General features: G+C 66.4%; 18 protein-coding genes. 10 read left to right on the top strand and 8 right to left on the bottom strand.

The annotated features are described in order from the left end of the window. Nucleotides 1-135 precede the first annotated feature (135 nt). Both SF06_RS06045 and SF06_RS06040 read right to left on the bottom strand, forming a co-directional pair. A complete protein-coding gene (locus tag SF06_RS06045; RefSeq protein ID WP_039560380.1) occupies nt 136-2427 on the bottom strand; it encodes an ATP-dependent DNA helicase in 2292 nt (763 codons plus the stop codon). Next, entirely contained in the window at nt 2424-4049 is a 1626-nt protein-coding gene (locus tag SF06_RS06040; protein ID WP_039560308.1) for a VRR-NUC domain-containing protein, read from the bottom strand. The genes SF06_RS06045 and SF06_RS06040 overlap by 4 nt, the downstream gene beginning before the upstream one ends. 205 nt (nt 4050-4254) lie before the next feature. On the opposite strand from SF06_RS06040, the gene SF06_RS06035 reads away from it, so the two are divergent. The 7 genes from SF06_RS06035 to SF06_RS06005 all read left to right on the top strand — a co-directional run bounded on the left by SF06_RS06035 (nt 4255) and on the right by SF06_RS06005 (nt 11906). Next, a complete protein-coding gene (locus SF06_RS06035; RefSeq protein ID WP_027589951.1) occupies nt 4255-4473 on the top strand; it encodes an HP1242/YdcH family protein in 219 nt (72 codons plus the stop codon). 101 nt (nt 4474-4574) lie between these two features. Then, nucleotides 4575-4778, top strand: coding sequence for a hypothetical protein (locus tag SF06_RS06030; protein ID WP_027589952.1), 204 nt, complete (start codon nt 4575-4577; stop codon nt 4776-4778). A 62-nt stretch (nt 4779-4840) separates the two neighbouring features. Next, entirely contained in the window at nt 4841-5881 is a 1041-nt protein-coding gene (locus tag SF06_RS06025; protein ID WP_039560307.1) for an NADP(H)-dependent aldo-keto reductase, read from the top strand. A 187-nt stretch (nt 5882-6068) separates the two neighbouring features. After that, complete coding sequence (locus SF06_RS06020; protein WP_039560306.1) at nt 6069-6899, top strand: TlpA family protein disulfide reductase; 831 nt, start codon at nt 6069-6071, stop codon at nt 6897-6899. 62 nt (nt 6900-6961) lie between these two features. After that, nucleotides 6962-7726: a sulfate reduction electron transfer complex DsrMKJOP subunit DsrO gene (dsrO, locus tag SF06_RS06015; RefSeq protein ID WP_039560305.1), complete on the top strand. Its 765-nt coding sequence runs from the start codon at nt 6962-6964 to the stop codon at nt 7724-7726. Nucleotides 7727-7736: 10 nt separating this feature from the next. After that, nucleotides 7737-8774 (top strand): NrfD/PsrC family molybdoenzyme membrane anchor subunit, encoded by a 1038-nt coding sequence (nrfD, locus tag SF06_RS06010; RefSeq protein WP_027591908.1) that lies wholly within the window; start codon nt 7737-7739, stop codon nt 8772-8774. Between the two features lie 15 nt (nt 8775-8789). Then, nucleotides 8790-11906 (top strand): tetrathionate reductase subunit A, encoded by a 3117-nt coding sequence (locus SF06_RS06005; protein ID WP_039560304.1) that lies wholly within the window; start codon nt 8790-8792, stop codon nt 11904-11906. A 33-nt stretch (nt 11907-11939) separates the two neighbouring features. Here the strand turns inward: SF06_RS06005 and SF06_RS06000 are convergent, their stop codons facing one another. From SF06_RS06000 to SF06_RS05975, 6 genes are read right to left on the bottom strand one after another with little or no spacing between them, the layout of a single operon-like run. Beyond that, a complete protein-coding gene (locus tag SF06_RS06000; protein WP_039560303.1) occupies nt 11940-12746 on the bottom strand; it encodes a peptidylprolyl isomerase in 807 nt (268 codons plus the stop codon). Between the two features lie 12 nt (nt 12747-12758). Next, nucleotides 12759-13442, bottom strand: coding sequence for a respiratory nitrate reductase subunit gamma (gene narI / locus SF06_RS05995; RefSeq protein ID WP_027591210.1), 684 nt, complete (start codon nt 13440-13442; stop codon nt 12759-12761). Nucleotides 13443-13455: 13 nt separating this feature from the next. Continuing rightward, the gene (gene narJ, locus SF06_RS05990) at nt 13456-14235 is read right to left on the bottom strand and encodes a nitrate reductase molybdenum cofactor assembly chaperone (protein ID WP_051587488.1); all 780 of its coding nucleotides are present in this window, start codon (nt 14233-14235) and stop codon (nt 13456-13458) included. Beyond that, nucleotides 14228-15784: a nitrate reductase subunit beta gene (narH, locus tag SF06_RS05985; protein ID WP_039560302.1), complete on the bottom strand. Its 1557-nt coding sequence runs from the start codon at nt 15782-15784 to the stop codon at nt 14228-14230. The genes narJ and narH overlap by 8 nt, the downstream gene beginning before the upstream one ends. Then, nucleotides 15781-19551, bottom strand: a complete 3771-nt coding sequence (locus tag SF06_RS05980) for a nitrate reductase subunit alpha (protein WP_039560301.1) — start codon at nt 19549-19551, stop codon at nt 15781-15783. The genes narH and SF06_RS05980 overlap by 4 nt, the downstream gene beginning before the upstream one ends. 50 nt (nt 19552-19601) lie before the next feature. Beyond that, complete coding sequence (locus tag SF06_RS05975; RefSeq protein WP_211253770.1) at nt 19602-22232, bottom strand: nitrate/nitrite transporter; 2631 nt, start codon at nt 22230-22232, stop codon at nt 19602-19604. Nucleotides 22233-22476: 244 nt separating this feature from the next. On the opposite strand from SF06_RS05975, the gene SF06_RS05970 reads away from it, so the two are divergent. The 3 genes from SF06_RS05970 (at nt 22477) to tig (ending at nt 24776) form a co-directional block, all read left to right on the top strand. Further along, nucleotides 22477-22680: a DUF2795 domain-containing protein gene (locus tag SF06_RS05970; RefSeq protein ID WP_037009518.1), complete on the top strand. Its 204-nt coding sequence runs from the start codon at nt 22477-22479 to the stop codon at nt 22678-22680. An 11-nt stretch (nt 22681-22691) separates the two neighbouring features. After that, the gene (locus SF06_RS05965; protein WP_027591379.1) at nt 22692-23243 is read left to right on the top strand and encodes an ATP-dependent Clp protease proteolytic subunit; all 552 of its coding nucleotides are present in this window, start codon (nt 22692-22694) and stop codon (nt 23241-23243) included. Nucleotides 23244-23465: 222 nt separating this feature from the next. Beyond that, nucleotides 23466-24776, top strand: a complete 1311-nt coding sequence (gene tig / locus SF06_RS05960) for a trigger factor (protein WP_039560299.1) — start codon at nt 23466-23468, stop codon at nt 24774-24776. The last annotated feature ends 85 nt before the right edge of the window (nt 24777-24861 follow it).

Raw genomic sequence — 24861 nt, 5'->3', positions numbered from 1 at the left:
AGGATTCCCGGAGAGAGCGGGCGGGGGCATTGGCGGCGCTGAACAAGCACATGATGAACAGCCAGGTCGGGTTGCGGCAGGGCGCCTATGATCCCTCAGCGGCTGGCCGGGCACCAGCGGCCCGGCGGCCCTTCGTCACAACGGGCCTGCCTGTGGCACCTTGAGTCGCATCCCCTGCACGTCCCACCAGACCGGCAACAGGCGGCGCACCTCGGGCAGGGCGAAACGATCATCCAGCAGATGGAGCGTGCCGCTGTCCTCCGGAGTGCGTATCACCCGGCCCGCCGCCTGCACCACTTTCTGCAAACCCGGATACAGGTAGGTGTAGTCGTAGCCGCGGCCGAACATCGCCTGCATGCGCTGCTTCATCTGCTCGTTGACCGGATTGATCTGCGGCAGGCCGAGGGTGGCGATGAAGGCGCCGATCAGCCGGTCGCCGGGCAGGTCGATGCCTTCGCCGAACACGCCGCCCAGCACCGCGAAACCGATGCCGCGTCCGCCGAGGCGGAACTGCTCGAGAAAGCGTTGCCGCTCGGCTTTGTCCATCTGCCGCGACTGCACCCACACCGGCACGTCGGGATGCCCAGCCTGGAACTGATCGAGCACCTGCTGCAGATAGGCGTAGCTGCTGAAGAACGCCAGGTAGTTGCCGGGCCGCTCGGCAAATTGGCGGGCCAGCAAATCGCTGATCGGCTGCAGCGATTCGGCGCGGTGTTGGTAGCGGGTGGACAGATCGCGGGTGACCCGCACCTGCAACTGCTCGGCGCGAAATGGCGAGGCCACGTTCAGCCAGGGCGTCTCCTCGGGCAGGCCCAGCAGGTCGGCGTAGAAGCTGGCCGGGCCGAGGGTGGCCGAAAACAGTGTGCAGCTGTGGGCGGCGCGAAAGCGTTCGGCCAGGAAATACGCCGGCACCACATTGCGCAGGCACAGTACCGAGGTGGACTGACGCGCGCTGTCTTCCTCGCGGGTGATGTCGAACAGCGAATGCTCGCCGAAGGCCTCACCCAGTTGGCAGAACACCAGGGCATCCAGGTAGAAGCGCAGCAGCTCGGCGTCGTTGCCGGTGGGCTGGTCGGTCAGGTGATCGGTGATGGCGCTGACCGCCTTCTGCAGGGCGAGCAGAAACAGGTCAGGCGCGGCGGGATACACCTGATAGGGCACTTCCTGGTCGCGGTGCAGCTGGTTCCAGTGGCGGTTGACGCGCTCCAGTGCCGATTTCAGACCCGCCGGGGCGCTGCGCCGAAGGGCGCGGAAGGCGCGCTGGTCCAGCTCGGCGCTGTACATGGCACGCCCGCGCTCGATCAGGTTGTGGGCCTCGTCCACCAGCAGCGTCACGCGCCAGTCGTTGAGTACCGTCAGGCTGTAGAGCAGTGCGCTGAGATCGAAGAAGTAGTTGTAGTCGCCGACCACCACGTCGGCCCAGCGGGCCATTTCCTGGGCAAGGTAGTAGGGGCAGATCTGGTGGTCCAGGGCGATCTCGCGCAGGCTGTCCTGATCAAGCCAGCCGCGCTCGGCGGCCGCCTGGCGTGCGGTCGGCAGCCGATCGTAGAACCCCCTGGCCAGGGGGCAGGACTCCCCGTGGCAGGCCTTGTCGCGATGTTCGCAGGCCTTGTCGCGGGCGGTCAGTTCCAGCACACGCAACGGCTGGGCAGCCGGCTGTTCGCGCAACGTGGTCAGGGCTTCCAGCGCCAGGTGCCGGCCGGTGGTCTTGGCGGTGAGGAAGAACAGCCGGTCCAGCTGCTGCCCGGGAAAGGCCTTCAGCTGCGGGAAGATCGTGCCCAGGGTCTTGCCGATGCCGGTGGTGGCCTGCGCCATCAGGCAGCGACCGTCACGGGCGGCGCGATACACCGCCTCGGCCAGTTCGCGCTGCCCAGTGCGAAAGGCTGGATGGGGGAAACGCAGCTGCTCCAGCCCGCTGTCGCGGGCGCGGCGGTGCGCGACCTCCTGCTCGGCCCAGGTGATGAAACGCTCGCACAGGGTTTCGAAGAAGCTGCGTAGTGCGTCGGCCGGGAAGGTCTCCCGGAGCACCGTCTCCTTCTTGCTCAGCACGTTGTAATACACCACCGCCAGCTCGATGGTTTCCAGTTCGCGCTCCCGGCACAGCAGCCAGCCGTAGACTCTCGCCTGCGCCCAATGCAGCTGGCGATGGTTGTCGGGGATGCGCTCCACCGCGCCGCGATGGGTCTTGATCTCCTCCAGCAGGTTCTGCGCCGGGTCGTAGCCGTCAGCGCGGCCGCTCACGGTCAGCATGCGGTACTCGCCGCTCAGGCGGTACTCGGCCAGGTACTCGGCGCCGCGCTGCGCCACCACCGCCTGGTGTCCGGCGATGCCTTCCTGGGCGGTGGGCGAGGGGGTGAAACGCAGGTCCAGGTCGCCAACCTTGGCGGCGAACTCGCACAGCGCGCGCACCGCGACCCGGTAGCTCACGCGGTTGCCCATTGCACGTAGCAGACTTCCACCGGCATGCCCTGCTCGGCGCAGAAGGCCAGCCAGCGGCGCTGGTTGTCCTGCAGACGATCGCCCGGGCCTTTCACCTCGATCATTCGGTAGCGACCCTCGGCCGGCCAGAACTGGATCAGGTCCGGCATGCCGGCGCGGTTGGCGCGCAGATCGTCAAGCAGGCGCAGGCACCAGGCTTTGATGTGCGCGGCAGGAATACAGCGCAGCGCCAGGTCCAGCAGGGTTTCGTCCAGCGCGCCCCAGTGCACGAATGGCGACTGGATACCCTGCTTGGCGGCGTACACCTGGCGCAGATGCGACCGGTACGCGCCGTCGTCCAGACGCTGCAGGCAGCGCGCGAACACCTCGGCGCGCCGGCTGCGGAAGTCCGCGCTGTACAGATCGGTTGGTCCGCTGTGGAAGGGGTGGAAGAACGCGCCCGGCATGGGCGCGAAGATCGCCTCCCAGCACAGCAGGCCGAACAGGCTGCAGACCAGGCTGTTCTCCACGTAATGCACCGGCGCATCCGCCGTTGAGAGGTGCCGGGCCACGGCCAGCTCGACGCACTCCCCGCGGGCGGGCAGGGTCAGATCCAGGCGGGCGACCGGTGTTTCGACGGGGCGCACTCGCTTGCCCAGACCGAGCTGGCGGTCCAGGCGCGCCAGGGCGCGTTCGATCAGTTGCAGCTCGGCCTGGTTCTCCGGATTGCGCTGCGCTTCCAGCGCCAGAGCATGCGCCTCCGTCGGGCGGTTCAAGCGTTCCAGTACGCGCACGCGGCGCTTGCGGGCGTCGGGATAGCGGCATTCGCCATACAGCTCGAGGGCGTGTTCCAGCTCGGCGTCGCGTTCCAGCTGCTGGGCGATCCGGAACAACACCTTGTCGCGCCGGCGGGCCAGGTAGGGGTTCTGGCAGTCCAGGCCGCGCAGGGCCGCCAGCACCTCCTGGAGTGGCTGGCCGGCTTCCCAATCGTCCCGGCAGCACTGGATGGCCAGGTAGGTGTCCAGGTCCTCGCGATGGCGGAATCCGCGCGATTCGGGACCGATCTCCACGCGTTCGTAGCGAAAGATGCCCAGATCCGCAAGCACGAACTCGGACCAGTCCTGGCGCAGGTTGCCGAAGAACATCAGGCGCAGCCGTTCGCACAGCGCACCGACGGTCAGGCTGTACAGCGGGTCGTCCAGCGCCGGGCACCACTCGGTGAAGGGGCGGGGCGCGGGATGCTGCGCGGCCAGCAGATCGAGCAGTTCGTTCTTCTTCAGGCGCCCATGGGGGCGTGCGGCGGGCAGGTGGCGGGCCAGTTCGTCCTTGCGCAACTGTTCGAACAGCTCGGCCAGGCTCAGCCCGGCGCGGGTGTCCAGCCAGCCGCTGTCAAGCAACGGTGCGGCGGCCTCCCGGGGGCAGCCGATTTCCGGGTAGGTGAGCTTGCTGGCGCGAAAATGCGGCCCCTTGCGCATGATCATGCGCACCAGCAGAGCCTGCGAGGCTTGGGCAAGGCCGCTGAAGCGCTCGATGAAGGCGCGCTCGGCGTCGTCCAGCAGGTCGGCAGAGCGCTCGACCAGCCAGTCCAGGCCCTTGTGGAAGTTGCTCAGGTAATACAGCTCGGGAGGCATAGTGTGCGGAGAGACTGTTTTTTTATACAGTACGCGAGCCGCCATCCGTGCGGCAAGGTGCGCCGGACGGGAAGCACGGGCCTTTGCGGCATGATCGATGTCAATGGAACGGCGGATAGGCGCTTGGTCGCCTATCCGACACCGGGTTTTCGCCCGTAGGATTTTTTGCGAAGGCCCACAACACGAGCCCACAAGGAGCGTACCGATGTTTCCCGAATACCGTGACCTGATCAGCCGCCTGAAGAATGACGATGCGCACTTCTCCCGGCTCTTCGACGAGCACAACGAACTGGACCAGCGCATCAAGAACATGGAAGCGCACATCGAACCGGGCACCCCGGCCGAGATCGAGAACCTCAAGAAGGAGAAGCTGCGCCTGAAGGACCAGATGCATGTGGTGCTGAAGAAGGCTGCAACGGCCTGAGCGTACCTGCCGCCTTGCGGATGACCGCAGGGCGGCTCGGGGAATCGAATGTCGCACCGCGTCCTCGAACCCTGCACAGGTCCTTTGAGGGGAGGTGCACGATGAGACGATCCGGAGTTCTGGCCCAGCGCGATCCTGGCGACAATCAGATCGACTTTCCCGGCACGCCCGAACAGCAAGTGCCGCGCCGCGAGCCCGGCATCGAGCAGGTGCCGGACAACGAACGTGAAGAGGACGATGTCGGCGTCGATCCCGACCTGGGCGATCTCGACAACGGCCAGGCACCGGCTCGTGAAGAGCGCTGAACGGTGTCCTGCCGGCCGATATGACGATAGGCTCTGATCCCCATCTACCGGAGGAGACTCGGATGCACTACCGTCCACTCGGCAAGACGTCGCTGCAGGTCAGCAGCCTGGCACTGGGCACCATGACCTGGGGCGAGCAGAACAGCGAAGCCGAGGCATTCGAACAGATCCGCCGCGCCCAGGCGGCGGGCATCAATCTCATCGACACCGCCGAGATGTACCCGGTGCCGCCCAGTGCCGCGACCTATGGCGCCACCGAGACCATCATTGGCCATTACCTGCGCCGGCACGGCGGGCGGGGCGACTGGATCATCGCCAGCAAGGCCGCCGCGCCCGGCAATGGCATGGCCCACATCCGCGGCGGCACCAACCACTTCGATCGCGCCAACCTGACCCGTGCCGTCGAGGACAGCCTGCGGCGCCTGCAGACCGATTACATCGATCTCTACCAGTTGCACTGGCCGGATCGGCAGACCAACTTCTTCGGCCAGCTGGGCTACCGGCACGATCCAGATGCGCACATCACGCCCATCGAGGACAGCCTCGAAGTGCTCGATGAACTGGTGAGAAGCGGCAAGATTCGCCATATCGGCCTGTCCAACGAGACGCCATGGGGGGTGCACCGGTTTCTGCACCTGGCCGAAACCCGCGGCTGGCCGCGTATCGTGTCGATCCAGAACCCGTACAACCTGCTCAACCGCAGCTTCGAGATCGGCCTGGCGGAAATGGCCATCCGCGAACAGGTCGGCCTGTTGGCCTATTCGCCGCTGGCGTTCGGACTGCTGTCGGGCAAGTACGAGAACGGCGCGCAGCCGCCGAAGGCGCGGTTGACGCTCTACGCGCGCTTCCAGCGCTACAACAATCCGCAGGCGCGGCGGGCCGCCAGCGCCTATGTCGCCCTGGCGCGCGAACACGGCCTCGATCCGGCGCAGATGGCACTGGCCTACGTGAGCAGCCGCCCGTTCCTGACCAGCAACATCATCGGCGCTACCACCCTGGAGCAGCTGGACAGCAACCTGGCCAGCCTGGAACTCACCCTGAGCGATACCGTGCTGCTGGCCATCGAACAGCTGCATGCCGAGCAGCCCAACCCGGCGCCCTGAAGCGATCGGGCGCAGCTGGCCCGCGGCTGCGCTCCGGTTCCCTCCGCACTGCCGTCCGGGTGCGTCATCCGGTCCCAGGACTAAATCCACACAGTGGCAAGGGCTTTAATCTCGCCTTAATCCCCCTGCCACAGACTCGTGGCCAGGGACAGGATGCCCGCTGATCCGAATTCGCGAGAGTGAACCGATGTTGAGTGTGAATGCGGGCCCTCTGGCCCTGGGCATGTCTCAGTTCCTGCTGATCGTCAGCTTCATCCTGGCCCTGCTGGTGGGCTGGTGGAGCGGCCGGCGATCCGCCTGCAACCCCGAACCGCAGTTGTTTCGCCTGCTGCTGGTCGGCCTGCTGGTCGCTCGGGTGTCCTTCGTCGTGCGGTATTTCGACCTGTATCGCGAGTCCCCCTGGAGCGTGCTGGACCTGCGCGACGGCGGCTTCCTGGCCGTTCCCGGCCTGCTGGCCGGCCTGGCCCTGGGTCTCTGGCAGACCTGGCGGGATGCCCGGCTGCGCCGGCCGCTGGGCCTGGGCCTGCTGGCGGGCGTGCTGTTCTGGAGCAGCGGCCACCTGATTCTCCAGGCCCTGGAGCGTTCCAGCCGCTTGCCGGTTCAGGCGCTGGTCGACCTGAACGGACGTCCGGTGCAGCTTGCCGACTACCGCGGCCGGCCATTGGTCATCAACCTGTGGGCGACCTGGTGTCCACCCTGCCGGCGCGAGATGCCGGTGCTTGCCGAGGCCCAGCAGCGAGAGCCCGGCGTGACCTTTCTGTTCGTCAACCAGGGCGAGGGCGCGCGCACGGTGCGCGACTACCTGACCAGCCAGGGCCTGTGGCTGGACAACGTGCTGCTGGACAGCGGCAGTCGACTGGGCGCCCAGGTCGGCTCGGGGATGCTGCCCACCACCCTGTTCTACGACGCTGAGGGGCAGCAGCGGGGCAGTCACTTGGGTGAGCTGTCACGCGCAAGTCTCGCGCACGCGCTGCAACGGATCGCCCCGGATCAGTCGACTGTGCCCAAACGCCCATGAACACGCGGGACCACGCCTGGCGTGGCCCGGAATGCTTTGAGTAGTGCCTGCGAGGAAACGCCATGAGCAAATCTGATGAAACGCCTTCGACCGGCCGGCGCGGCCTGCTCAAGGACCTGCTGGGCCTGAGTGCCGCCGCCACGCTGCTGCCCCTGGCCGGCGCCGCCCAGGCCGGGATCGGCGACCAGCCGCCCCGGCGTCCGGGCATCGAGGGCAAGCGTTACGGCATGCTGGTCGACCTGCGCAAATGCATCGGCTGCCAGGCCTGCACGGTGAGCTGTTCGGTGGAGAACCTGCCGCCGATCGGCCAGTTCCGCACCACGGTGCTGCAGTACGAGGTCACCGAGACCCCGGACGCGCCCTCGGCGCTGATCAACCTGCCGCGCCTGTGCAACCACTGCGACGAGCCGCCGTGCGTACCGGTCTGCCCGGTGCAGGCCACCTTCCAGCGCACCGACGGCATCGTGCTGGTCGACAACGAACGCTGCGTGGGCTGCGGCTACTGCGTGCAGGCCTGCCCGTACGACGCTCGCTTCATCAACCACGAGACGCAGACCGCCGACAAGTGCACCTTCTGCGAGCACCGCCTGGAGGCCGGGCTGCTGCCGGCCTGCGTGGAAAGCTGTGTGGGCGGCGCGCGAGTGATCGGCGATCTGAACGATCCGCAGAGCGAGATTTCCCGCCGTATGGATGCCCACAAGGACGAGATCCGCGTTCTCAAGCCGGGCATGAACACCGACCCGCACGTGTACTACATCGGCCTACCCGAGGCCTTCGTCAACGAAGTGGACGGCCAGGCGGGTATCCGTCTGATCGCCAAGCACTGAGGAAGTCGCCATGCAGATCGTCGAGCTTCTGACTCCTGACTACGAAGCCGCCTGGTTGCCCTGGGCGGTGCAGTACTTCTTCTTCATCGGCATCGCCGCCACCACGGCGCTCACTGCAGCGGCCCTGGCCTTCGGCAAGCCCGGCTCGCTGTCGGCGCGCCTGCTGCCGGCAGCCGTGGTGGTGCTGCTGGTCACCGCCATCGCCGCGCCGGTCTCGCTGCTGGCCGACCTGCACCAGCCGGGGCGCTTCTGGCACTTCTACGCGCATTTCACACCCTGGTCGTGGATGTCCATCGGAGCCTACCTGCTGCCGCTGTTCGTCATGCTGGCCCTGGGTTTCTGCCTGCTCTGGTGGCTGCGCCGCGAGCGCCTGCTGCGCCTGACCGGCCTGGCCATGGCGCTGCTGGCGGTGAGCATCCTGGTGTACACCGGCGCCGAGGTGATGGTGGTGCGCGCCCGGCCGCTGTGGAACACGCTGCTGCTGCCGTGGAACTTCGCCGTCACCGGCTGGCTGGCCGCTCTGGGCGCCATGCTGCTGGTCGGCCGCTGGCTGCCGGGTGGTCTGGGTGCCATGCCGATGGAGCTGCTGCGTCGTCTGGGCATCAGCGCGCTGGTGCTGGTGGTGCTCGGCGTGCTGGTCTGGGTGGCTACCGGCAGCCTGGGGCTGGATCCCTCGTTCCCGGCGGCGCTGCGCCTGTTCGAGGATTTCCCGGTGTGGCGCCTGAGCCTGCTCGGCGCGGTGCTGAGTGGTGTGCTGATGCTGGTCATGCTGGCCCGGCCCGCGGCTCGCCTGGGCGGCGCGGGTTACTCGCTGCTGGTGGCGCTGGTCATGCTCGGCTCGGCGTGGGTGTTCCGCTGGGTGGTGTTCATGAGCGTGCAGGGCGTACCCAAGTACGGTGCGGGCCTTTACCTGTACAGCATGCCGCTGGGCGGCGACGGGTTGCTGGGCATCCTCGGCATGTTCGGGCTGTGCCTGGCACTGCTGGTCGCCGTGGTGTTCGTGCTGGAACGTTTTCCGTCTTTCAACCCGGCCCGGGCCGGTCACTGATCAGGAGTCGATGACATGACCGACAAGACCAAGCAACAGGACACGCTCGAAGATGCCGGCCGGCGCAAGCTGATGGCCCAGGGCGCCGCCGTAGCGGGCGGCCTGGCGGTGTTTGCCGCCGGCTACAGCGAAACCGTCGGCCGGGCGGTGACCGGGTTGGTGCACGGCACCGCCGGCACGCCGACCGCCGACGCCGTGCGCGGCAATTCGCTGACCCCGGAATTTCGCATCGATCCGCTGAGCGGTGCGCTGTCCACTCAGCCCGGCCAGACGGTCAGCCCGTCGGTGTGCCTGGGTTGCTGGACCCAGTGCGGCATCCGCGTGCGGGTGGACAACGAGGCCAACCGCATCCTGCGCGTGGCCGGCAACCCCTACCACCCGTTGGCCACCACCCAGCCGGCGGACATGCGCACGCCGGTGCGCGATGTGTACAGCGCGCTGGGCGGCGATGCCGGCATTGAAGGCCGCGCTACCGCCTGCGGCCGCGGCGCGGCGATGTTCGAGCAACTCACCAGCCCCTACCGCGTCCTGCAGCCGCTCAAGCGCGTTGGCAAGCGCGGCGAGGGCAAGTGGCAGACGATTTCCTTCGAGCAACTGGTCGAGGAAATCTGCGAGGGTGGCGACCTGTTCGGCGAAGGCCATGTGGACGGGCTGCGCGCCATCTTCGACCGGGAGACCCTGATCGACCCGGCCAACCCGGAATACGGCCCGCTGACCAACCAGCTGCTGTTCACCGATGCCGGCAACGAAGGCCGCACGCCGTTCGTGCGCCGCTTTACCCAGCAATCCTTCGGCAGCGTGAACTTCTCCAACCACGGTTCCTACTGCGGTCAGACGCATCGCGTGGGCACCGCCGCCGCGCTCGGCGACCTGCCGGGCATGCCCCACGGCAAGCCGGACTGGGACAACGCTCGCTTCGGCCTGTTCATCGGCACCGCGCCGGCCCAGGCCGGCAACCCGTTCCAGCGTCAGGGCCGGCAGCTGGCCGAGGCGCGCACCCGCACCGACAAGCCGGTGTTCGAGTACGTGGTGGTCTCGCCGACCCTGCCGGCCACCTCCAACGTGCTCAGCGACGGCAGCGAGTGGCTGGCGGTCAAGCCGGCCGGCGACCTGGCGCTGGTGATGGGCATGATTCGCTGGATCCTCGACAACCGCCGCTACGACGCCGGCATGCTGGCCCAGCCCGGGCCGGCGGCTATGCAGGCGGCGGGCGAAGCGTCCTGGAGCAACGCCACCCACCTGTTGGTGGACGAGCCCGAACACCCGCGCTTCGGCACCTTCCTGCGGGGTGCCGACCTGGGCTGGAGCGATGCCGAAGCCTATGTGGTGCAGCGCGCCGACGGCGAGCTGGCTGCGCACACCCAGGCCGAACCGGCCGAGCTGTTCGTGGAGCGCATGGTGACCCTGGATGGCCAGCCGGTGCGGGTCAGCAGCGCGCTGAGCCGCTTGCGCGCCGAAGCGCGACGCATGGGGCTGGAGGAGTACGCCCGCGAATCCGGCGTGTCGGTGGAGAAGATCACCGCGCTGGCCGAACGCTTCACGCGCTACGGCAAGCAGGCGGTGGCCAACTCCCACGGCGGCACCATGAGCGGCGCCGGTTTCTACACCGCCTATGCCGTCGGCATGCTCAACACCCTGATCGGCAACCTCAACGTCAAGGGCGGCCTGGTGGTCGACGCCGGCCAGTTCCCGCCGTTCGGCCCGGGGCCGCGTTACAACATCGGCGGCTTCGCCGGCAAGGTGGACCCCAAGGGCGTGGCGCTGTCGCGCCACCGCTTCCCCTACGAGAAGAGCAGCGAATACCGCCGCAAGAAGGAAGCGGGCCAGTCGCCGTATCCGGCCAGCGCGCCCTGGTATCCGGCGGTCGGCGGGCTGAGTTCGGAGATGATCGCGGCCGCCCTGGACGGCTACCCGTACCGCGCCAAGGTGTGGATCAACCACATGGGCAACCAGGTGTACGGCATCGCCGGCTGGCGGCATGTCATCGAGGAGCGCCTGCGGGACCCGAAGTTGATTCCGCTGAGCATCGCGGTCAACCCGTTCATCAACGAAACCAGCGCGCTGGCCGACTACATCGTGCCGGACACCCTCACCTACGAGAGCTGGGGCGTCTCGGCGCCCTGGAACGGCGTGGTGGCCAAGGCGTCCAGTGTGCGCTGGCCGGTGGTCGAGCCGCGGGTGGCGAAGACGGCCGAGGGCGAGCCGATCAGCCTGGAGAGTTTCCTGATCGCCACCGCTAAGCGCCTCGGCATGCCGGGCTTTGGCACCGGGGCGATCCGCGACGCCGAAGGCAACCGCTACGACCTGAACAGCGCCGCCGACTTCTACCTGCGCGGCTTCGCCAACATCGCCTACGCGGGCGGCCAGGCGGTGCCGGAAGCCAGCGACGACGACCTGTCGCTGACCGGCGTGCAACGCTTCGCCGAGCATCTGCAGCGTAACCTCAAGCCCGAGGAATGGCGTCGCGTGGCGCTGCTGATGAGCCGGGGCGGTCGCTTCGCGCGCATCGAGGAGGCCTGGAACGACAAGGGCCAGTTGCGCCAGGGCTACGCCAAGCCGCAGCAGGTCTGGTATGAGGACCTGGCCAACATGCGCCACTCGCTGACCGGCGAGCGCTACAGCGGCTGCCCGACTTGGTACCCGGTACGCATGGCCGACGGCCGCCCGATGCGGGAGCTGTATGGCGAAGACCAGTGGCCGATGCTGATGATCTCCTTCAAGTCGCACCTGATGAGTGCCTACTCAATCGGTGCCGACCGGCTGCGCCAGGTGCACCCGCACAATCCTGTGTACCTGCACCGCGACGATGCGGCACGCCTGGGTATTGGCCATGGCGACACGGTGCGCCTGGTGACGCCGGGTGGCGCGCGGGAAGGGGTGGCGCTGGTGCGCGACGGGCTGATGCCCGGCACTATCGCCGTGGAGCATGGCTACGGCCACACCGAGCTGGGCGCACGTGCCCATCAGGTGGATGGCCTGCCGATGCCGCACAACCCGGCCCTGGGTGCGGGTGTGAACCTCAACGACCTGGGCTTCGCTGACCCGACGCGTGCGGACCGCAATGTGTGGATCGACTGGGTCTCCGGGGCGGCGGTGCGCCAGGGCCTGCCGGCGCGCATCGAGCGCGCCTGATCCAGGTCGCGCCGCCCGGCTCACGGGCGGCGCTCAGCGCATCAGCGCACCCTCGGCGTCGGCGTCCAGTTTCAGGCCCTCGACGCCGATCTCCTCCTCCAGGGCCAGCAGGTAATGCCGCAGAGCTCGGCGCGTGGCCTGTTCGCGCAGGTTGTGGCGCACCCGCTCGGCCACCTGTTCATAGGGCAGTGGGCGTTCTTCCTGGCGTTCGTCGACGGCGATCAGGTGCCAACCGTAGCGCGAGGCCAGCGGTCGCTCGTGCAGGCCGAGCGGCAAATGCCGCAGGGCGCGGTCCAGCTCGGGCACGGTTTGGCCGGGCGCCAGCCAGCCGAGTTCGCCGCCATCCGCCTTCGATGGACAGACCGAATGGCGCAAGGCCAGTTCGGTGAAGCGTTCCGGCGCTTCGTTCAACTGCCGCAGCAGTTTCTGGCCGAGGCGGTACTGCCCGTCCCGGGCCCGGGCATCGTCCGGCGCCGCCGCCAGCAGGATGTGGCGCACCCGCAGGCGCAGGGGTTCGGCGAAGCGAGAGCGGTTGTGCTCGAAGAAACGCCGGCAGGCGGCCTCGTCCGGCTCGGGCACCTGCAGCTCGCGTTCCAGCAGGGCTGCCAGGGTGTGATCGTCATCGGCAGCCTGCAACGGCAGGCCCAGCGCTGTGGCGCGCTGGCGCAGCAGTTCGCGCACCACCAGCGCGCGCGCTGCCTGCAGTTGAGCCTCGGCCAGCGTGGCGGCCGGATGGAACGGCGTTTCCCGGGCGATGTCCGCCTCGCCGAAGGTCACCGCGCCGACGCGGATCACCGGAGCAGGCACGTCCGCTAGCGTCTGAACGTCGATCAGTTCCATCGCCAGCCTCCGTCAGCCGCGCTTGCGCACGATCTGGTAGTTGCGCCCCAGATAGCCCAGCGGAATGCTCCAGATGTGCACCAGGCGGGTGAAGGGAAACAGGAAGATGATGGTCAGGCCGACGAAGATGTGCACCTTGTAGATCCAGGAGACCTCTTCCAGGTAGTTCGCCGCATTGCCATTGAAGAACACGATGGCCTGCGCCCAGGACGCCAGGGTCAGCATCACGTCGCCCTCCAGGTGGCCGAGGGAGAAGATGATGGTGACCATGCCCAGGGCCGCCTGGAACACGATCAGCGCGAGAATCAGGTTGTCCATGAAGCCCGAGGTGGCCTTGACCCTGGGGTTGAAGAAGCGCCGGTACAGCAGCATGGCGCCGCCAATCACCACCATGGCCCCGGCGATGCCGCCGATGATGATGGCCAGGAGTTGCTTGTGGCCGGCACTGAGGAAGGGTTCGTACATCCAGTGCGGCGTGAGCATGCCGAACAGGTGGCCGAAGAAGATGACCAGCATGCCGACGTGGAACAGATTGCTGGCCAGGCGCATGTTCTTTTTCGAGAGGATCTGGCTGGAATGCGCCTTCCAGGTGTACTGCCCGTGATCGAAGCGCAGCAGGCTGCCGACCAGGAACACGGTGCCGGCCAGGTAGGGGTAGTAGCCATAGATCAGGTGCTGCAGGTATTCGAAGAACATGGGGGCTCTCCTTCTATCTATCCGTCGCCGGCGACGACGGACTGGCGGGCATGAGAGTGACGGTCTGGGGCGTCGCCTGGTACTTGCGCTCGGCCAGACGGCGGCCCTCGGCGGATTGCAGAGCGCAGTCCTGGTCGGACTCGGCGGAGAAGCGCACGACTTCCTCCTCCCATACCGCATCCAGCGCCTGGGGCGTGTGGTCAGGCGTTTCCTCGGCCACCGTGGCGCGGTGCCGGGCGATCTCCTCGCTGGCCCCGATCAGTGCCAGCAGCGCCTGGGGTACCAACGCATGGCTGGCGCCGCGTTCCTCCAGGCGCGCCGCCAGCAGGCCGAGGATGTGGCGGATCTCGCCTAGCCAGCGGCCGATCTCCTCCTCATCGCGGGTCGACAGGTATTCGAGAAACAGCGGCAGGTGATCCGGCAGCTCCCGGGTGGCGATCCGGAAGCCCGCCGCTTCGTACTCGGCCAGCAGGTCGACCATGGCCTGCCCGCGGGCACGGGATTCGCCATGCACATGCTCGAACAGCAGCAGCGAGGTGGCACGCCCACGGTCGAACAGCGCCACGTAGCTCGCCTGCAGATCCAGCAGCGGGGTGTCGGCCAGCGCACGGCACCAGGCGCCCAGACGCTGGCGCAGCGGCACGGGCAAGCGCGCTTCGGCCCGCAGGACGGCCTCCAGCTCATCGGCGGCCGCCTGCAGCTCGGCGCTCGGGTAATCCAGCAGGCGCGCCAGCACACGCAGGCTGCGCAGGCCCTGGAACGTCTCGGGTTGGGTTGCGGCAAGACTAGTCACGGCGCATGTCCTCCAGCGGATCGAACTCTCCGACGGGCTTGACCAGGGTGGTGGTGGCCTTGCGGCCACCGAACAGGCTGGCTTCGTTGTTGCCGCCCTGGCAGCCGTTGCCGAAGGTGAAGCCGCAGCCGTTACGTTCCGGGAAGGCGTCGCGGGCCATTTCGCGGTGGGCGGTGGGAATCACGAAGCGGTCCTCATAGTTGGCGATGGCCAGGTAGCGGTACATGTCCTCGACCTGCGCCTGGGTCAGGCCCACCTGGTCCAGCACGCGGCTGTCGGGGTTGCCGTCCACGTGCTTGCCGCGCATGTACACGCGCATCGCCATCAGCCGCTTGAGGGCCAGCACCACCGGGGCCTCGTCGCCGGCGGTGAGCATGTTGGCCAGGTAGCGCACCGGAATGCGCAGCGATTCGATTTTTGGCAGGATGCCGTCGAACTCGATGTGCCCGGCCTCGGCGGCGGACTGGATGGGGGAGAGCGGCGGCACGTACCAGACCATCGGCAGGGTCCGGAACTCTGGGTGCAGCGGTAGCGCCAGGCCCCAGTCCATGGCCAGCTTGTACACCGGCGAGGCCTGGGCGGCGACGATCACGTTGTCCGCTATGCCGTCCTTGCGAGCCTGCTCGATGACTGCCGGATCGTGGGGGTCCAGGAAGATGTCGCATTGGCGCCGATAGAGGTCGCGCTCGTCCTCGGCGGCGGCCACCTCGCCGATACGGTCGGCGTCATACAGCAGCACGCCCAGGTAGCGGATGCGCCCGACGCAGGTTTCCGAGCACACGGTCGGCTGGCCGGATTCGATGCGCGGGAAGCAGAAGATGCACTTCTCCGATTTGCCGCTCTTCCAGTTGTAATAGATCTTCTTGTACGGGCAGCCGCTGATGCACATGCGCCAGCCACGGCACTTGTCCTGGTCGATCAGCACGATGCCGTCTTCCTCGCGCTTGTAGATCGCGCCGCTCGGACAGGAGGCCACGCAGCTGGGATTCAGGCAGTGCTCGCACAGGCGCGGCAGGTAGAGCATGAAGGTGTGTTCGAACTGGCCGTAGATGTCCGCCTGTATCTGGTCGAAGTTGACATCCTTGCGGCGTTTGGCGAACTCGGTGCCGAGGATTTCCTCCCAGTTCGGTCCCCATTCGATCTTGCGCATGCGCTGCCCGGAGATGCGCGAACGCGGCCGCGCGGTGGGCTGGTGCTCGCCGGCCTTGGCGGTGTGCAGGTGCTGGTAGTCGAAGGTGAAGGGTTCGTAGTAGTCGTCGATCTCGGGCAGGTCCGGGTTGGCGAAGATGTTCGCCAGAACCCGCCACTTGCCGCCGATGCGCGGGTTGATGCTGCCGTCGGCGTTGCGCACCCAGCCGCCGCGCCAGCGCTTCTGGTTGGCCCACTCCTTGGGATAGCCAATGCCGGGCTTGGTCTCGACGTTGTTGTACCAGGCGTATTCGATGCCTTCGCGGCTGGTCCAGACGTTCTTGCAGGTGATCGAGCAGGTGTGGCAGCCGATGCACTTGTCCAGGTTCATGACCATGCCGACTTGCGAGCGAATCTTCATTTCACGGCCTCCTGGGTGTAGTCGTTGCCTTCGCCATCCAGCCACTTCACATGCTTCATCTTGCGCACGATGACGAACTCGTCGCGGTTGGAGCCGACCGTGCCGTAGTAGTTGAACCCGTAGGACAGCTGGGCGTAGCCGCCAATCATGTGGGTGGGCTTGGGGCACACGCGGGTCACCGAGTTGTGGATGCCGCCCCGGGTGCCGGAGATCTCGCTGCCGGGGGTGTTCAGCAGGCGCTCCTGGGCGTGGTACATCAGCACCATGCCGGGCTTGACCCGCTGGCTGACTACCGCCCGGGCGGCCACCGCGCCGTTGGCGTTGTACAGCTCGACCCATTCGTTGTCTTCCAGGCCGATGCGCGCGGCATCGGTTTCCGAGATCCACACGATCGGCCCGCCACGCGACAGTTCCTGCATCAGCAGGTTGTCGCTGTAGGTGGAGTGGATGCCCCACTTCTGGTGCGGAGTGATCCAGTTGAGGAGGATTTCCGGGTTGCCGTTGCTGATCGCCTTGTGCTCGGCTACCGCCGCTGGCGCACGGGTGTCGATGGGCGGGCGGTAGACCATCAGGCTTTCGCCGAAATCGCGCATCCAGGGATGGTCCTGGTACAGCTGCTGGCGGCCGCTGAGGGTGCGCCAGGGGATCAGCTCGTGAACGTTGGTGTAGCCGGCGTTGTAGGAGACATGCTCGTCCTCCAGGCCGGACCAGGTGGGGCTGGAGATGATCTTGCGCGGCTGGGCGACCAGGTCGCGGAAGCGGATCTTCTCGTCATCCTTGGGCAGCGCCAGGTGGGTGTGATCGCGGCCGGTGATCCGTGACAGCGCCGCCCAGGCCTTGACCGCCACGTTGCCGTTGGTTTCCGGGGCGAGGGTGAGGATCATCTCGGCGGCGTCGGTGGCCGAGGCGAGGCGCGGGCGGCCTTTGGCCGGACCGTCCGGCTTGCGGTAGTTGAGCTTGCCGAGCAGTTCGACCTCGTCCTCGGTTTTCCAGGTGATACCCTTGCCGCCGTTGCCCAGGGTGTCCAGCAGCGGTCCCACCGAGCTGAAGCGCTCCCACGTCTGGGGATAGTTGCGCTGCACCTCGACCAGCGACGGCATCGTCTTGCCGGGAATCGGCTCGCATTCGCCGCGCTTCCAGTCCAGCACCTCGGGCTGCGCCAGTTCGCCGGGGCTGTCATGCAGCAGTGGAACGGTGACCAGGTCGGTTTCCTCGCCCAGGTGGCCGAGGCAGACGCGCGAGAAGGCCTTGGCGATGCCGTCGTAGATATCCCAGTCGCTGCGCGCCTCCCACGCCGGGTCGGTGGCGGCGGTCAGCGGGTGGATGAACGGATGCATGTCCGAGGTATTGAGGTCGTTCTTCTCGTACCAGGTGGCGGTGGGCAGCACGATGTCCGAGTACAGGCAGGTGGTGGACATGCGGAAGTCCAGGGTCACCAGCAGGTCGAGCTTGCCCTCGCCGGGGTCGTCGCGCCAGACGACTTCCTCGGGCTTCTCGCCGCCGCCCTTGCTCAGGTCGTTGCCCAGCAGGTCGTGGCGGGTGCCGAGCAGGTAGCGCAGCATGTATTCGTGGCCCTTGCCGGAAGAGCCCAGCAGGTTGGAACGCCAGACGAACAGGTTGCGCGGGAAGTTGGCCGGGTTGTCCGGGTCCTCGGCGGCGAAACGCAGCGCGCCGCTTTTCAGCTGATCGACCACATGATCCGCGGTGCTTTTGCCGGCGGCGCGGGCCTCGGCGGCCAGGCGCAGTGGATTGCGATCCAGTTGGGGGGCCGAGGGCAGCCAGCCCATGCGTTCGGCGCGCACGTTGTAGTCGATCAGGCTGCCGCTGTACTTCTCCGGCGGCGCCAGCGGCGAGAGGATCTCGCGAACCTTGAGCTTCTCGAAGCGCCATTGGCTGGAATGGTTGTAGAAGAACGAGGTGCCGTTCATGTGGCGTGGCGGCCGGTGCCAGTCGAGGGAGAAAGCCAGCGGCGTCCAGCCGGTCTGCGGGCGCAGCTTCTCCTGGCCGACGTAATGCGCCCAGCCACCACCGCTCTGCCCGACGCACCCGCATAGGATCAGCAGGTTGATCAGCCCACGGTAGGTCATGTCCATGTGATACCAGTGATTCACCCCGGCGCCTACGATGATCATCGAACGGCCATGGGTCCGGTCGGCATTCTGGGCGAACTCGCGTGCCAGCCGGGTTACCTGGGCCGCCGGCACACCGGTGATGGCTTCCTGCCAGGCCGGCGTATAGGGCTTGGGCTGATCGTAGTCGGTGGCGCCATCATCGGTGCCACTGCCGCCGACCGTGGCTTGCAGACCCCGGTCGATGCCGTGGTTGGCGGCCACCAGATCGAACACCGTCACCGCCAGCACCGTGCTGCCATCGGCGCGCTTGAGCCGCTTGGCAGGCAGGTGGTGGTAGAGCACGTCGCGCACCTTCACATGGGGGAAGTGCTGATGCTCGATGCCGCCGAAATAGGGGAAGGCAACCCGGGCCACGTCGTCATGCCGGCCCAGCAGGGACAGCGCCAGGGATACGGGCTCGCCCTTGGCGTCCAGGGGCTCCAGGTTCCAGCGGCCGTCTTCGCCCCAGCGAAAGCCGATGGAACCGCGCGGCACCACCAGGCGGTCGCCGGTCTCGTCCCAGGCGACCGTCTTCCATTGCGGGTTGTTGTTCTGCCCCAGGTTGGCGACGAAGTCGCTGGCGCGCAGTTGCCGGCCGGGCACATAGCTGCCGTCGTCACGCAGTTCCAGCTCAACCAGCATCGGCAGGTCGGTGTAGCGGCGGACATAGTCGGTGAAGTAGCCGCTGGGGTTCTCCAGGTGGAATTCCTTGAAGATCACGTGGCCCATGGCGATGGCCAGCGCCGCGTCGGTGCCCTGCTTGGGGCTCAGCCACTCGTCGCAGAGCTTGGAGACTTCCGCATAGTCCGGGGTGATGGCCACCGTCTTGGTGCCCTTGTAGCGCACCTCGGTGAAGAAGTGCGCGTCCGGGCTGCGCGTCTGCGGCACGTTGGAGCCCCAGGCGATGATGTAGCCGGAGTTGTACCAGTCGGCGGATTCCGGCACGTCGGTCTGCTCGCCCCAGGTCTGCGGGCTGGAGGGCGGCAGGTCGCAGTACCAGTCGTAGAAGGAGAGGCACACCCCGCCGATCAGCGACAGGTAACGGGTGCCGGCCGCGTAGCTGACCATGGACATGGCCGGAATCGGCGAGAAGCCGATCACCCGGTCCGGGCCGTACTGCTTGACGGTGTAGACGTTGGCCGCGGCGATCAGCGTCTGCATCTCGTCCCAGTCGGCGCGCACGAAACCGCCGTGCCCGCGATCGTGCTTGTACAGGCGGGTCTTGGCCGGGTCTTCGACGATGCTCGCCCAGGCGTCCACCGGGTCCTTGTGCTGCTCCAGCGCTGCCCGCCATAGCTGGATGAGAGGTTTGCGGATCAGCGGGTACTTGAGCCGGTTGGCGCTGTAGAGGTACCAGCTGTAGCTGGCGCCGCGCGGACAGCCACGCGGTTCGTGGTTGGGCAGGTCGGGGCGGGTGCGTGGGTAATCGGTCTGTTGGGTTTCCCAGGTGACCAGGCCGTTCTTCACGTAGACCTTCCAGCTGCACGAGCCGGTGCAGTTCACCCCGTGGGTGGAGCGGACGATCTTGTCGTACTGCCAGCGCTGGCGATAACCATCTTCCCATTCGCGGTTTTCGTCACGGGTTTCGCCATGGCCGTCGGCGAACTCCGGCGGGCGCTTGGTGAGGTACTTCAGGCGGTCAATGAAATGACTCATGTTTTTCCTCCTGAACGGGGCTCAGGCAGACCCCGCTGGGTGCTGAAGCGTCAGCAGGGCACCTCCGCAGAGCGGCGGGTGTAGTAGAACCAGGTCAGAGCGATGCACAGGCCGTAGAAAAGGATGAAGCCGTACAGTGCCGCCGCCGCGCTGCCGGTTAGAGCCAGCGATGTGCCGTAGGCCTTGGGGATGAAGAACGCGCCGTAGGCGGCCACCGCCGAGATGAAGCCGACCGCGGCGGCGGACTCCTTCTCCGCCTGGCGTTGCTGCTCGGCGGGCGGTAGCTGGGGGTTCAGGCGGGGCGTCTGGTGTCGAAAGATCGCCGGGATCATCTGGGTGGTACTGGCGTTGCCCACGCCGGAGAAGAAGAACAGCAGCAGGAACATGGCGAAGAAACCGGCGAAGCTGCGCGCCTCGAGGAAGAACAGCACGCCCAGCACGCACGCGGCCATGGCCACGTATACCCAGAAACTTACCCGCGCGCCGCCGAAGCGATCGGCCAGTCCGCCGGACATTGCGCGGCTCAGGGCTCCGACCAGCGGACCGAGGAAGGCGAACTTCAGCACATCAACCCCGGGGAACAGGTTGCCGGCCAGCAGTGGGAAGGCGGCGGAAAAGCCGATGAAGCTGCCGAAGGTGCCGGTGTACAGCACGCTCATCAGCCAGGTGTGCTTGCGCTTGAAGATCACCAGTTGGTCGGCGAACGAGGACTTGGCACTGGCGATGTCGTTCATGCCGAACCAGGCCGCCAGGGTGGCCAGGAGTATGAAGGGTACCCAGATGAATCCGGCGTTCTGCAGCCACAGCGGCTGGCCGCTTTCCGTCAACGCCGGCTCGCCGCCCAGGGCGCCGAACACACCCATGGTGATGACGACCGGCACCAGGAATTGCATGACGCTGACGCCCAGGTTGCCAAGGCCGGCATTCAGACCCATGGCCTTGCCCTTGGAGGCCTTGGGGTAGAAGAAGGAGATGTTGGCCATGCTGGAGGAGAAATTGCCGCCGCCCAGGCCGCAGAGCAGGGCGAGGATCAGCATCACCAGGTATGGGGTGTCCGGGTTCTGCACGGCGACGCCGATCCACAGCGCCGGCAGCAACAGCGAAGCGGTCGACAGCGCGGTCCAGCGTCTGCCTCCGAAAATCGGCACCATGAAGCTGTAGAAGATGCGCAGTGTCGCGCCGGACAGGCCGGGCAGGGCGGCCAGCCAGAACAGCTGGTTAGGGGTGTAGTCGAAGCCCACCTGGGGCAGCCGGGCGACCACCACCGACCAGACCATCCAGATGGCGAAGCCCAGCAGCAGGTTAGGAATCGAGATCCACAGGTTGCGCCGGGCAATGCGCTCGCCGGTTTCGCTCCAGAAAGTGGGGTCCTCCGGGCGCCAGTCCCGCAGCACCAGGCTGCCGGGGGTGGACAGTTCCGGCAGGTCGCTGATTTCGCGCTGCGCCGGCCACTCGACCCGCTCGGCCATGCGGATCGCGTAATGCATCCAGGCCAAAGCGCCGGCGGCGATCAGGAACAGCAGCATGAAGGTGCTCTGCCAGATGCCGACCACATCGTTGAGCATGCCGAAGGTCAGCGGCAGGAAGAAGCCGCCCAGGCCGCCGACCATGCCCACCACGCCGCCGACGATGCCGACGTGACGGGGGTAGTAGGCGGGGATGTGTTTGAACACCGCAGCCTTGCCCAGCGACATGAAGAAGCCCAGCACCATGGTCAGCAGCGCGAAGCCGACGACATTGAGGGTCAGGGAAAAACTGATCTCGCCTTCGACACCGGTGACGGTGTAGTGGGTCGGCGGGTAGCTGAGCAGGAAGGTACAGAGCACCGAGGCGGTCAACGTCCAGTACATCACCCGGCGCGCGCCGTAGCGGTCCGACAGCCAGCCGCCCAGGATGCGAAATACTGAGGCCGGCACTGTATAGAGCGCAGCCACCATGCCGGCTGCGGCCAGGCTCAGCCCGTAGACCTCCATCAGGTAGTGGGGCAGCCAGAGTGCCAGGGCGATGAAAGCGCCGAACACGAAGAAGTAATAGAGGGAAAAGCGCCACACGCGCATTTCGGCGAGCGGCGCCAGTTGCTGTGCCAGGGGCATCGCCTCGGCGCGGCGCTGGCTGCTCTGCGGATCGGGGCGGGCCAGCAGGATAAAGCCCAGTCCCGTGGCTGCCAGCACGCTGGCATAGACCAGGGCGGTGCCTTGCCAGCCGAGTGCCAGCAGCAGGAAGGGCGCGACGAAGTTGGTCAAGCCAGCGCCCACGTTGCCGGCACCGAAGATGCCCAGCGCCGTGCCCTGGCGTTCAGGTTCGAACCAGGCCGAGGTATAGGCCACGCCGACGCTGAAACCACCGCCGGCCAGGCCGATGCCCAGCGCGCCGATCAACAGCATTGGGTAGCTGCTGGCGAAGGTCAGCAGATAGATGCACAGCGCGGAAACCAGCATCAGCAGGCCGAAGACCCAGCGACCACCGTAACGGTCGGTCAGCCAGCCCAGTAGGGGGCGGGTCAGCGAGCCCGAGAGCACCGGTGTGGCCATCAGCAGGCCAAGCTGGGTGTCGCTAAGGGTGAATTCGTTCTTGATCTGCAGGCCCAGAATGGAAAAGACCGTCCAGACTGCGAAACAGAGCGTGAAGGCGAAAGTGGACAGGGTCAGCGCGCGGTATTGAGCCCGGCGCGAGACCGGCATAGGCATCGGCATGGTGCTTGCTCCCGTCCCGTTGCATCGGGCGCTGCGCCCGAAGGTCTTGCCTGCGCAGGCGCCACACAGCCAAGGCTGCGCCAAAGTGCTTTTGAGCGTAGACAGCGAAGCCATGGCGGGCAAACCGGGTCTCGCCGCCCGTCCGCTGGCAGCTGCGTTTGCCGAACTGCTTGGCTGGAGAGCGGTTCCATACCTTTGAAGGAAAAGGGAAGTTGAACAATTGGGGTGGTGTATGAGCCTTGAAAAAAAACCTGCGCCGGATGATCAGGTCAGTCGCTATCTGCACGGCCTGGATTTTCCCGCTGATCGCGATCGGTTGATTCGCAAGGCCAGGGAGAACGGTGCCAGCGAGGCGGTGCTGCGCATGCTGGAGGCCCTGCCGGCGCAGGATTTCGGCAGCATGGCGGAGATCCTTAAGCGTTACGAGCGGCGTTGAGCGGTTGCGAGATGACCAGTTATGTCGTGCATTTCACCGGCCCGATCAATTCTTCCACTACCGGACAGTTGATCGATAAATGCACCAAGGCGGTGCAGCAGGAAGCCAGCGAGCTGGTGATCAAGATCGCGACGATGGGCGGGGAGTGCAGCTACGGCTTTTCGCTGTTCAATTTCCTGATGTCGCTGCCGGTTCCGGTGCATACCCACAACCTGGGTACTGTGGAATCCATGGGCAACATCATCTTCCTTGCCGGGGAGCGGCGCACGGCGAGTCGGTTCAGCAAGTTCCTGTTTCACCCTTTCCACTGGACGCTGCATGGCGCGATCGACCATGCGCGCATGACGGAATACGCGATGAGCATGGATCACGACCGCTTCCTGTATGAGCAGATTGTCCTGGAGCGCACCCGGGGAGCGGCCGAGCCCCTGGACGTTGCCACCTACCTCACCGCGGCGCCGCGCATCATCAGTCCGGACGAGGCGCTGGCCTGCGGCTTGATCCAGGCCATCGACGAGCTGCACATGCCCCATGGCTCGATGAACACGAGCGTGCACGCCTGAGCTCCACGCCTCGGTATACAAGCCTGTCTTTCGCCGGCTAGAATCGCCGCCCTGCGATTTTTGACAGGTCGGGAAGCGCTGTCGTGCTGCGTTTGAGCGCTCCCGCCGCCCCTTTCTGCCGATCCGTTCCATGGGGTGACTTCCACCCGGGGTGCATCTAGAATGCATGCCCTTGATCAAGCCGGAACGGCCGGCACCACGTCTGTGCAACGAGGAATATCCATGCAAGTTTCTGTAGAAGCCACCTCCGCTCTTGAGCGCCGGATGACTGTCGGCGTGCCGGCCGCACGCATCGAGTCCGCAGTCGACAAGAGCCTGCAGCAGACCGCCCGTCGCGCCAAGGTCCCCGGCTTCCGCCCGGGCAAGGTGCCGATGAGCGTCATTCGTCAGCGTTACGAAGGTGCTGCCCGTCAGGAGGCCCTGGGTGATCTGATCCAGGAAACCTTCTACGAAGCCGTGGTCGAGCAGAAACTGAACCCGGCCGGCGCCCCGTCCATCGAGCCGAAGGTGTTCGAAAAGGGCAAGGATCTGGAATACGTTGCCACGTTCGAAGTGTTCCCGGAAATCAAACTGGCTGGCTTCGAAGGCATTGCCGTGGAGCGTCCGCAGGCTGAAGTCGGCGATGCCGATGTCGACACCATGCTGGACGTGCTGCGCAAGCAGAACACCCGTTTCGAAGCTGTCGAACGCGCTGCCGAGAACGGCGACCAGATCACCATCGACTTCGTGGGCAAGATCGACGGCGAGGCCTTTGCTGGCGGTTCCGCCAAGGGTGTGCCGCTGGTTCTCGGTTCGGGTCGCATGATCCCGGGCTTCGAAGACGCCCTGGTTGGCGTCAAGGCCGGTGAAGAGCGCGTTATCAACCCGACCTTCCCCGAGGACTACCAGAACCTGGATCTGGCCGGCAAGACTGCCGAATTCACTGTCAACGTGACTGCCGTCGCGGCCCCGGCACTGCCGGAACTGAACGACGCCTTCTTCGCCCTGTTCGGTGTGAAGGAAGGCGGTCTGGAAGGCTTCCGCGCCGAAGTCCGCAAGAATATGGAGCGCGAGCTGCGCCAGGCCATCAAGACCAAGGTGAAGAACCAGGTCATGGAAGGTCTGCTGGAAACCAACCCGGTTGAAGTGCCCAAGGCACTGGTCGCCGACGAAGTGAACCGTCTGCGTGTGCAGGCAGTCCAGCAGTTCGGTGGCAACATCAAGCCGGAAAACCTGCCCGCCGAGCTTTTCGAGGAGCAGGCCAAGCGTCGCGTGGTGCTGGGTCTGATCATCGCCGAGGTAGTCAAGCAGAACGAGCTGAAGCCCGACGAAACCCGCGTCCGTGCGCTGATCGAGGAAATGGCTTCGGCCTACCAGGAGCCCGAGCAGGTGGTGGCCTGGTACCTGAAGAACGAGAAGCAGCTGAACGAAGTGCGCTCGGTTGTACTGGAAGAACAAGTTGTAGATACTGTCCTCGGTAAGGCCAAGGTAACCGACAAGTCGGTCTCCTACGAAGAAGCTGTCAAGCCGGCGGAAGCTCCGCAAGTCGCCTGATTCTTCCCCCCGCTCGAGCACCGCATAAGCCAGCCTAGCGCTGGCTTATGTGTCTTTAGGACCGTTCAATAGGGAGCGATCGCTG

It is taken from the genome of Pseudomonas flexibilis, from assembly GCF_000802425.1.
GTDB classification, from domain to species: Bacteria; Pseudomonadota; Gammaproteobacteria; order Pseudomonadales; family Pseudomonadaceae; genus Serpens; species Serpens flexibilis.
This window is presented reverse-complemented; position numbering and strand designations above follow the sequence as displayed.

Bases quoted from the DNA above. Each gene is read 5' to 3' on its own strand.
- nrfD (WP_027591908.1), top strand. From the start codon at position 7,737: ATGCAGATCGTCGAGCTTCTGACTCCTGACTACGAAGCCGCCTGGTTG.
- SF06_RS06020 (WP_039560306.1), top strand. From the start codon at position 6,069: ATGTTGAGTGTGAATGCGGGCCCTCTGGCCCTGGGCATGTCTCAGTTC.
- SF06_RS05970 (WP_037009518.1), top strand. From the start codon at position 22,477: ATGAGCCTTGAAAAAAAACCTGCGCCGGATGATCAGGTCAGTCGCTAT.
- SF06_RS06030 (WP_027589952.1), top strand. From the start codon at position 4,575: ATGAGACGATCCGGAGTTCTGGCCCAGCGCGATCCTGGCGACAATCAG.
- SF06_RS05975 (WP_211253770.1), bottom strand. From the start codon at position 22,232: ATGCCGGTCTCGCGCCGGGCTCAATACCGCGCGCTGACCCTGTCCACT.
- SF06_RS05965 (WP_027591379.1), top strand. From the start codon at position 22,692: ATGACCAGTTATGTCGTGCATTTCACCGGCCCGATCAATTCTTCCACT.
- SF06_RS06025 (WP_039560307.1), top strand. From the start codon at position 4,841: ATGCACTACCGTCCACTCGGCAAGACGTCGCTGCAGGTCAGCAGCCTG.
- dsrO (WP_039560305.1), top strand. From the start codon at position 6,962: ATGAGCAAATCTGATGAAACGCCTTCGACCGGCCGGCGCGGCCTGCTC.
- SF06_RS06035 (WP_027589951.1), top strand. From the start codon at position 4,255: ATGTTTCCCGAATACCGTGACCTGATCAGCCGCCTGAAGAATGACGAT.
- SF06_RS05980 (WP_039560301.1), bottom strand. From the start codon at position 19,551: ATGAGTCATTTCATTGACCGCCTGAAGTACCTCACCAAGCGCCCGCCG.
- SF06_RS06000 (WP_039560303.1), bottom strand. From the start codon at position 12,746: ATGGAACTGATCGACGTTCAGACGCTAGCGGACGTGCCTGCTCCGGTG.
- narI (WP_027591210.1), bottom strand. From the start codon at position 13,442: ATGTTCTTCGAATACCTGCAGCACCTGATCTATGGCTACTACCCCTAC.
- tig (WP_039560299.1), top strand. From the start codon at position 23,466: ATGCAAGTTTCTGTAGAAGCCACCTCCGCTCTTGAGCGCCGGATGACT.
- narH (WP_039560302.1), bottom strand. From the start codon at position 15,784: ATGAAGATTCGCTCGCAAGTCGGCATGGTCATGAACCTGGACAAGTGC.
- SF06_RS06005 (WP_039560304.1), top strand. From the start codon at position 8,790: ATGACCGACAAGACCAAGCAACAGGACACGCTCGAAGATGCCGGCCGG.
- SF06_RS06040 (WP_039560308.1), bottom strand. From the start codon at position 4,049: ATGCCTCCCGAGCTGTATTACCTGAGCAACTTCCACAAGGGCCTGGAC.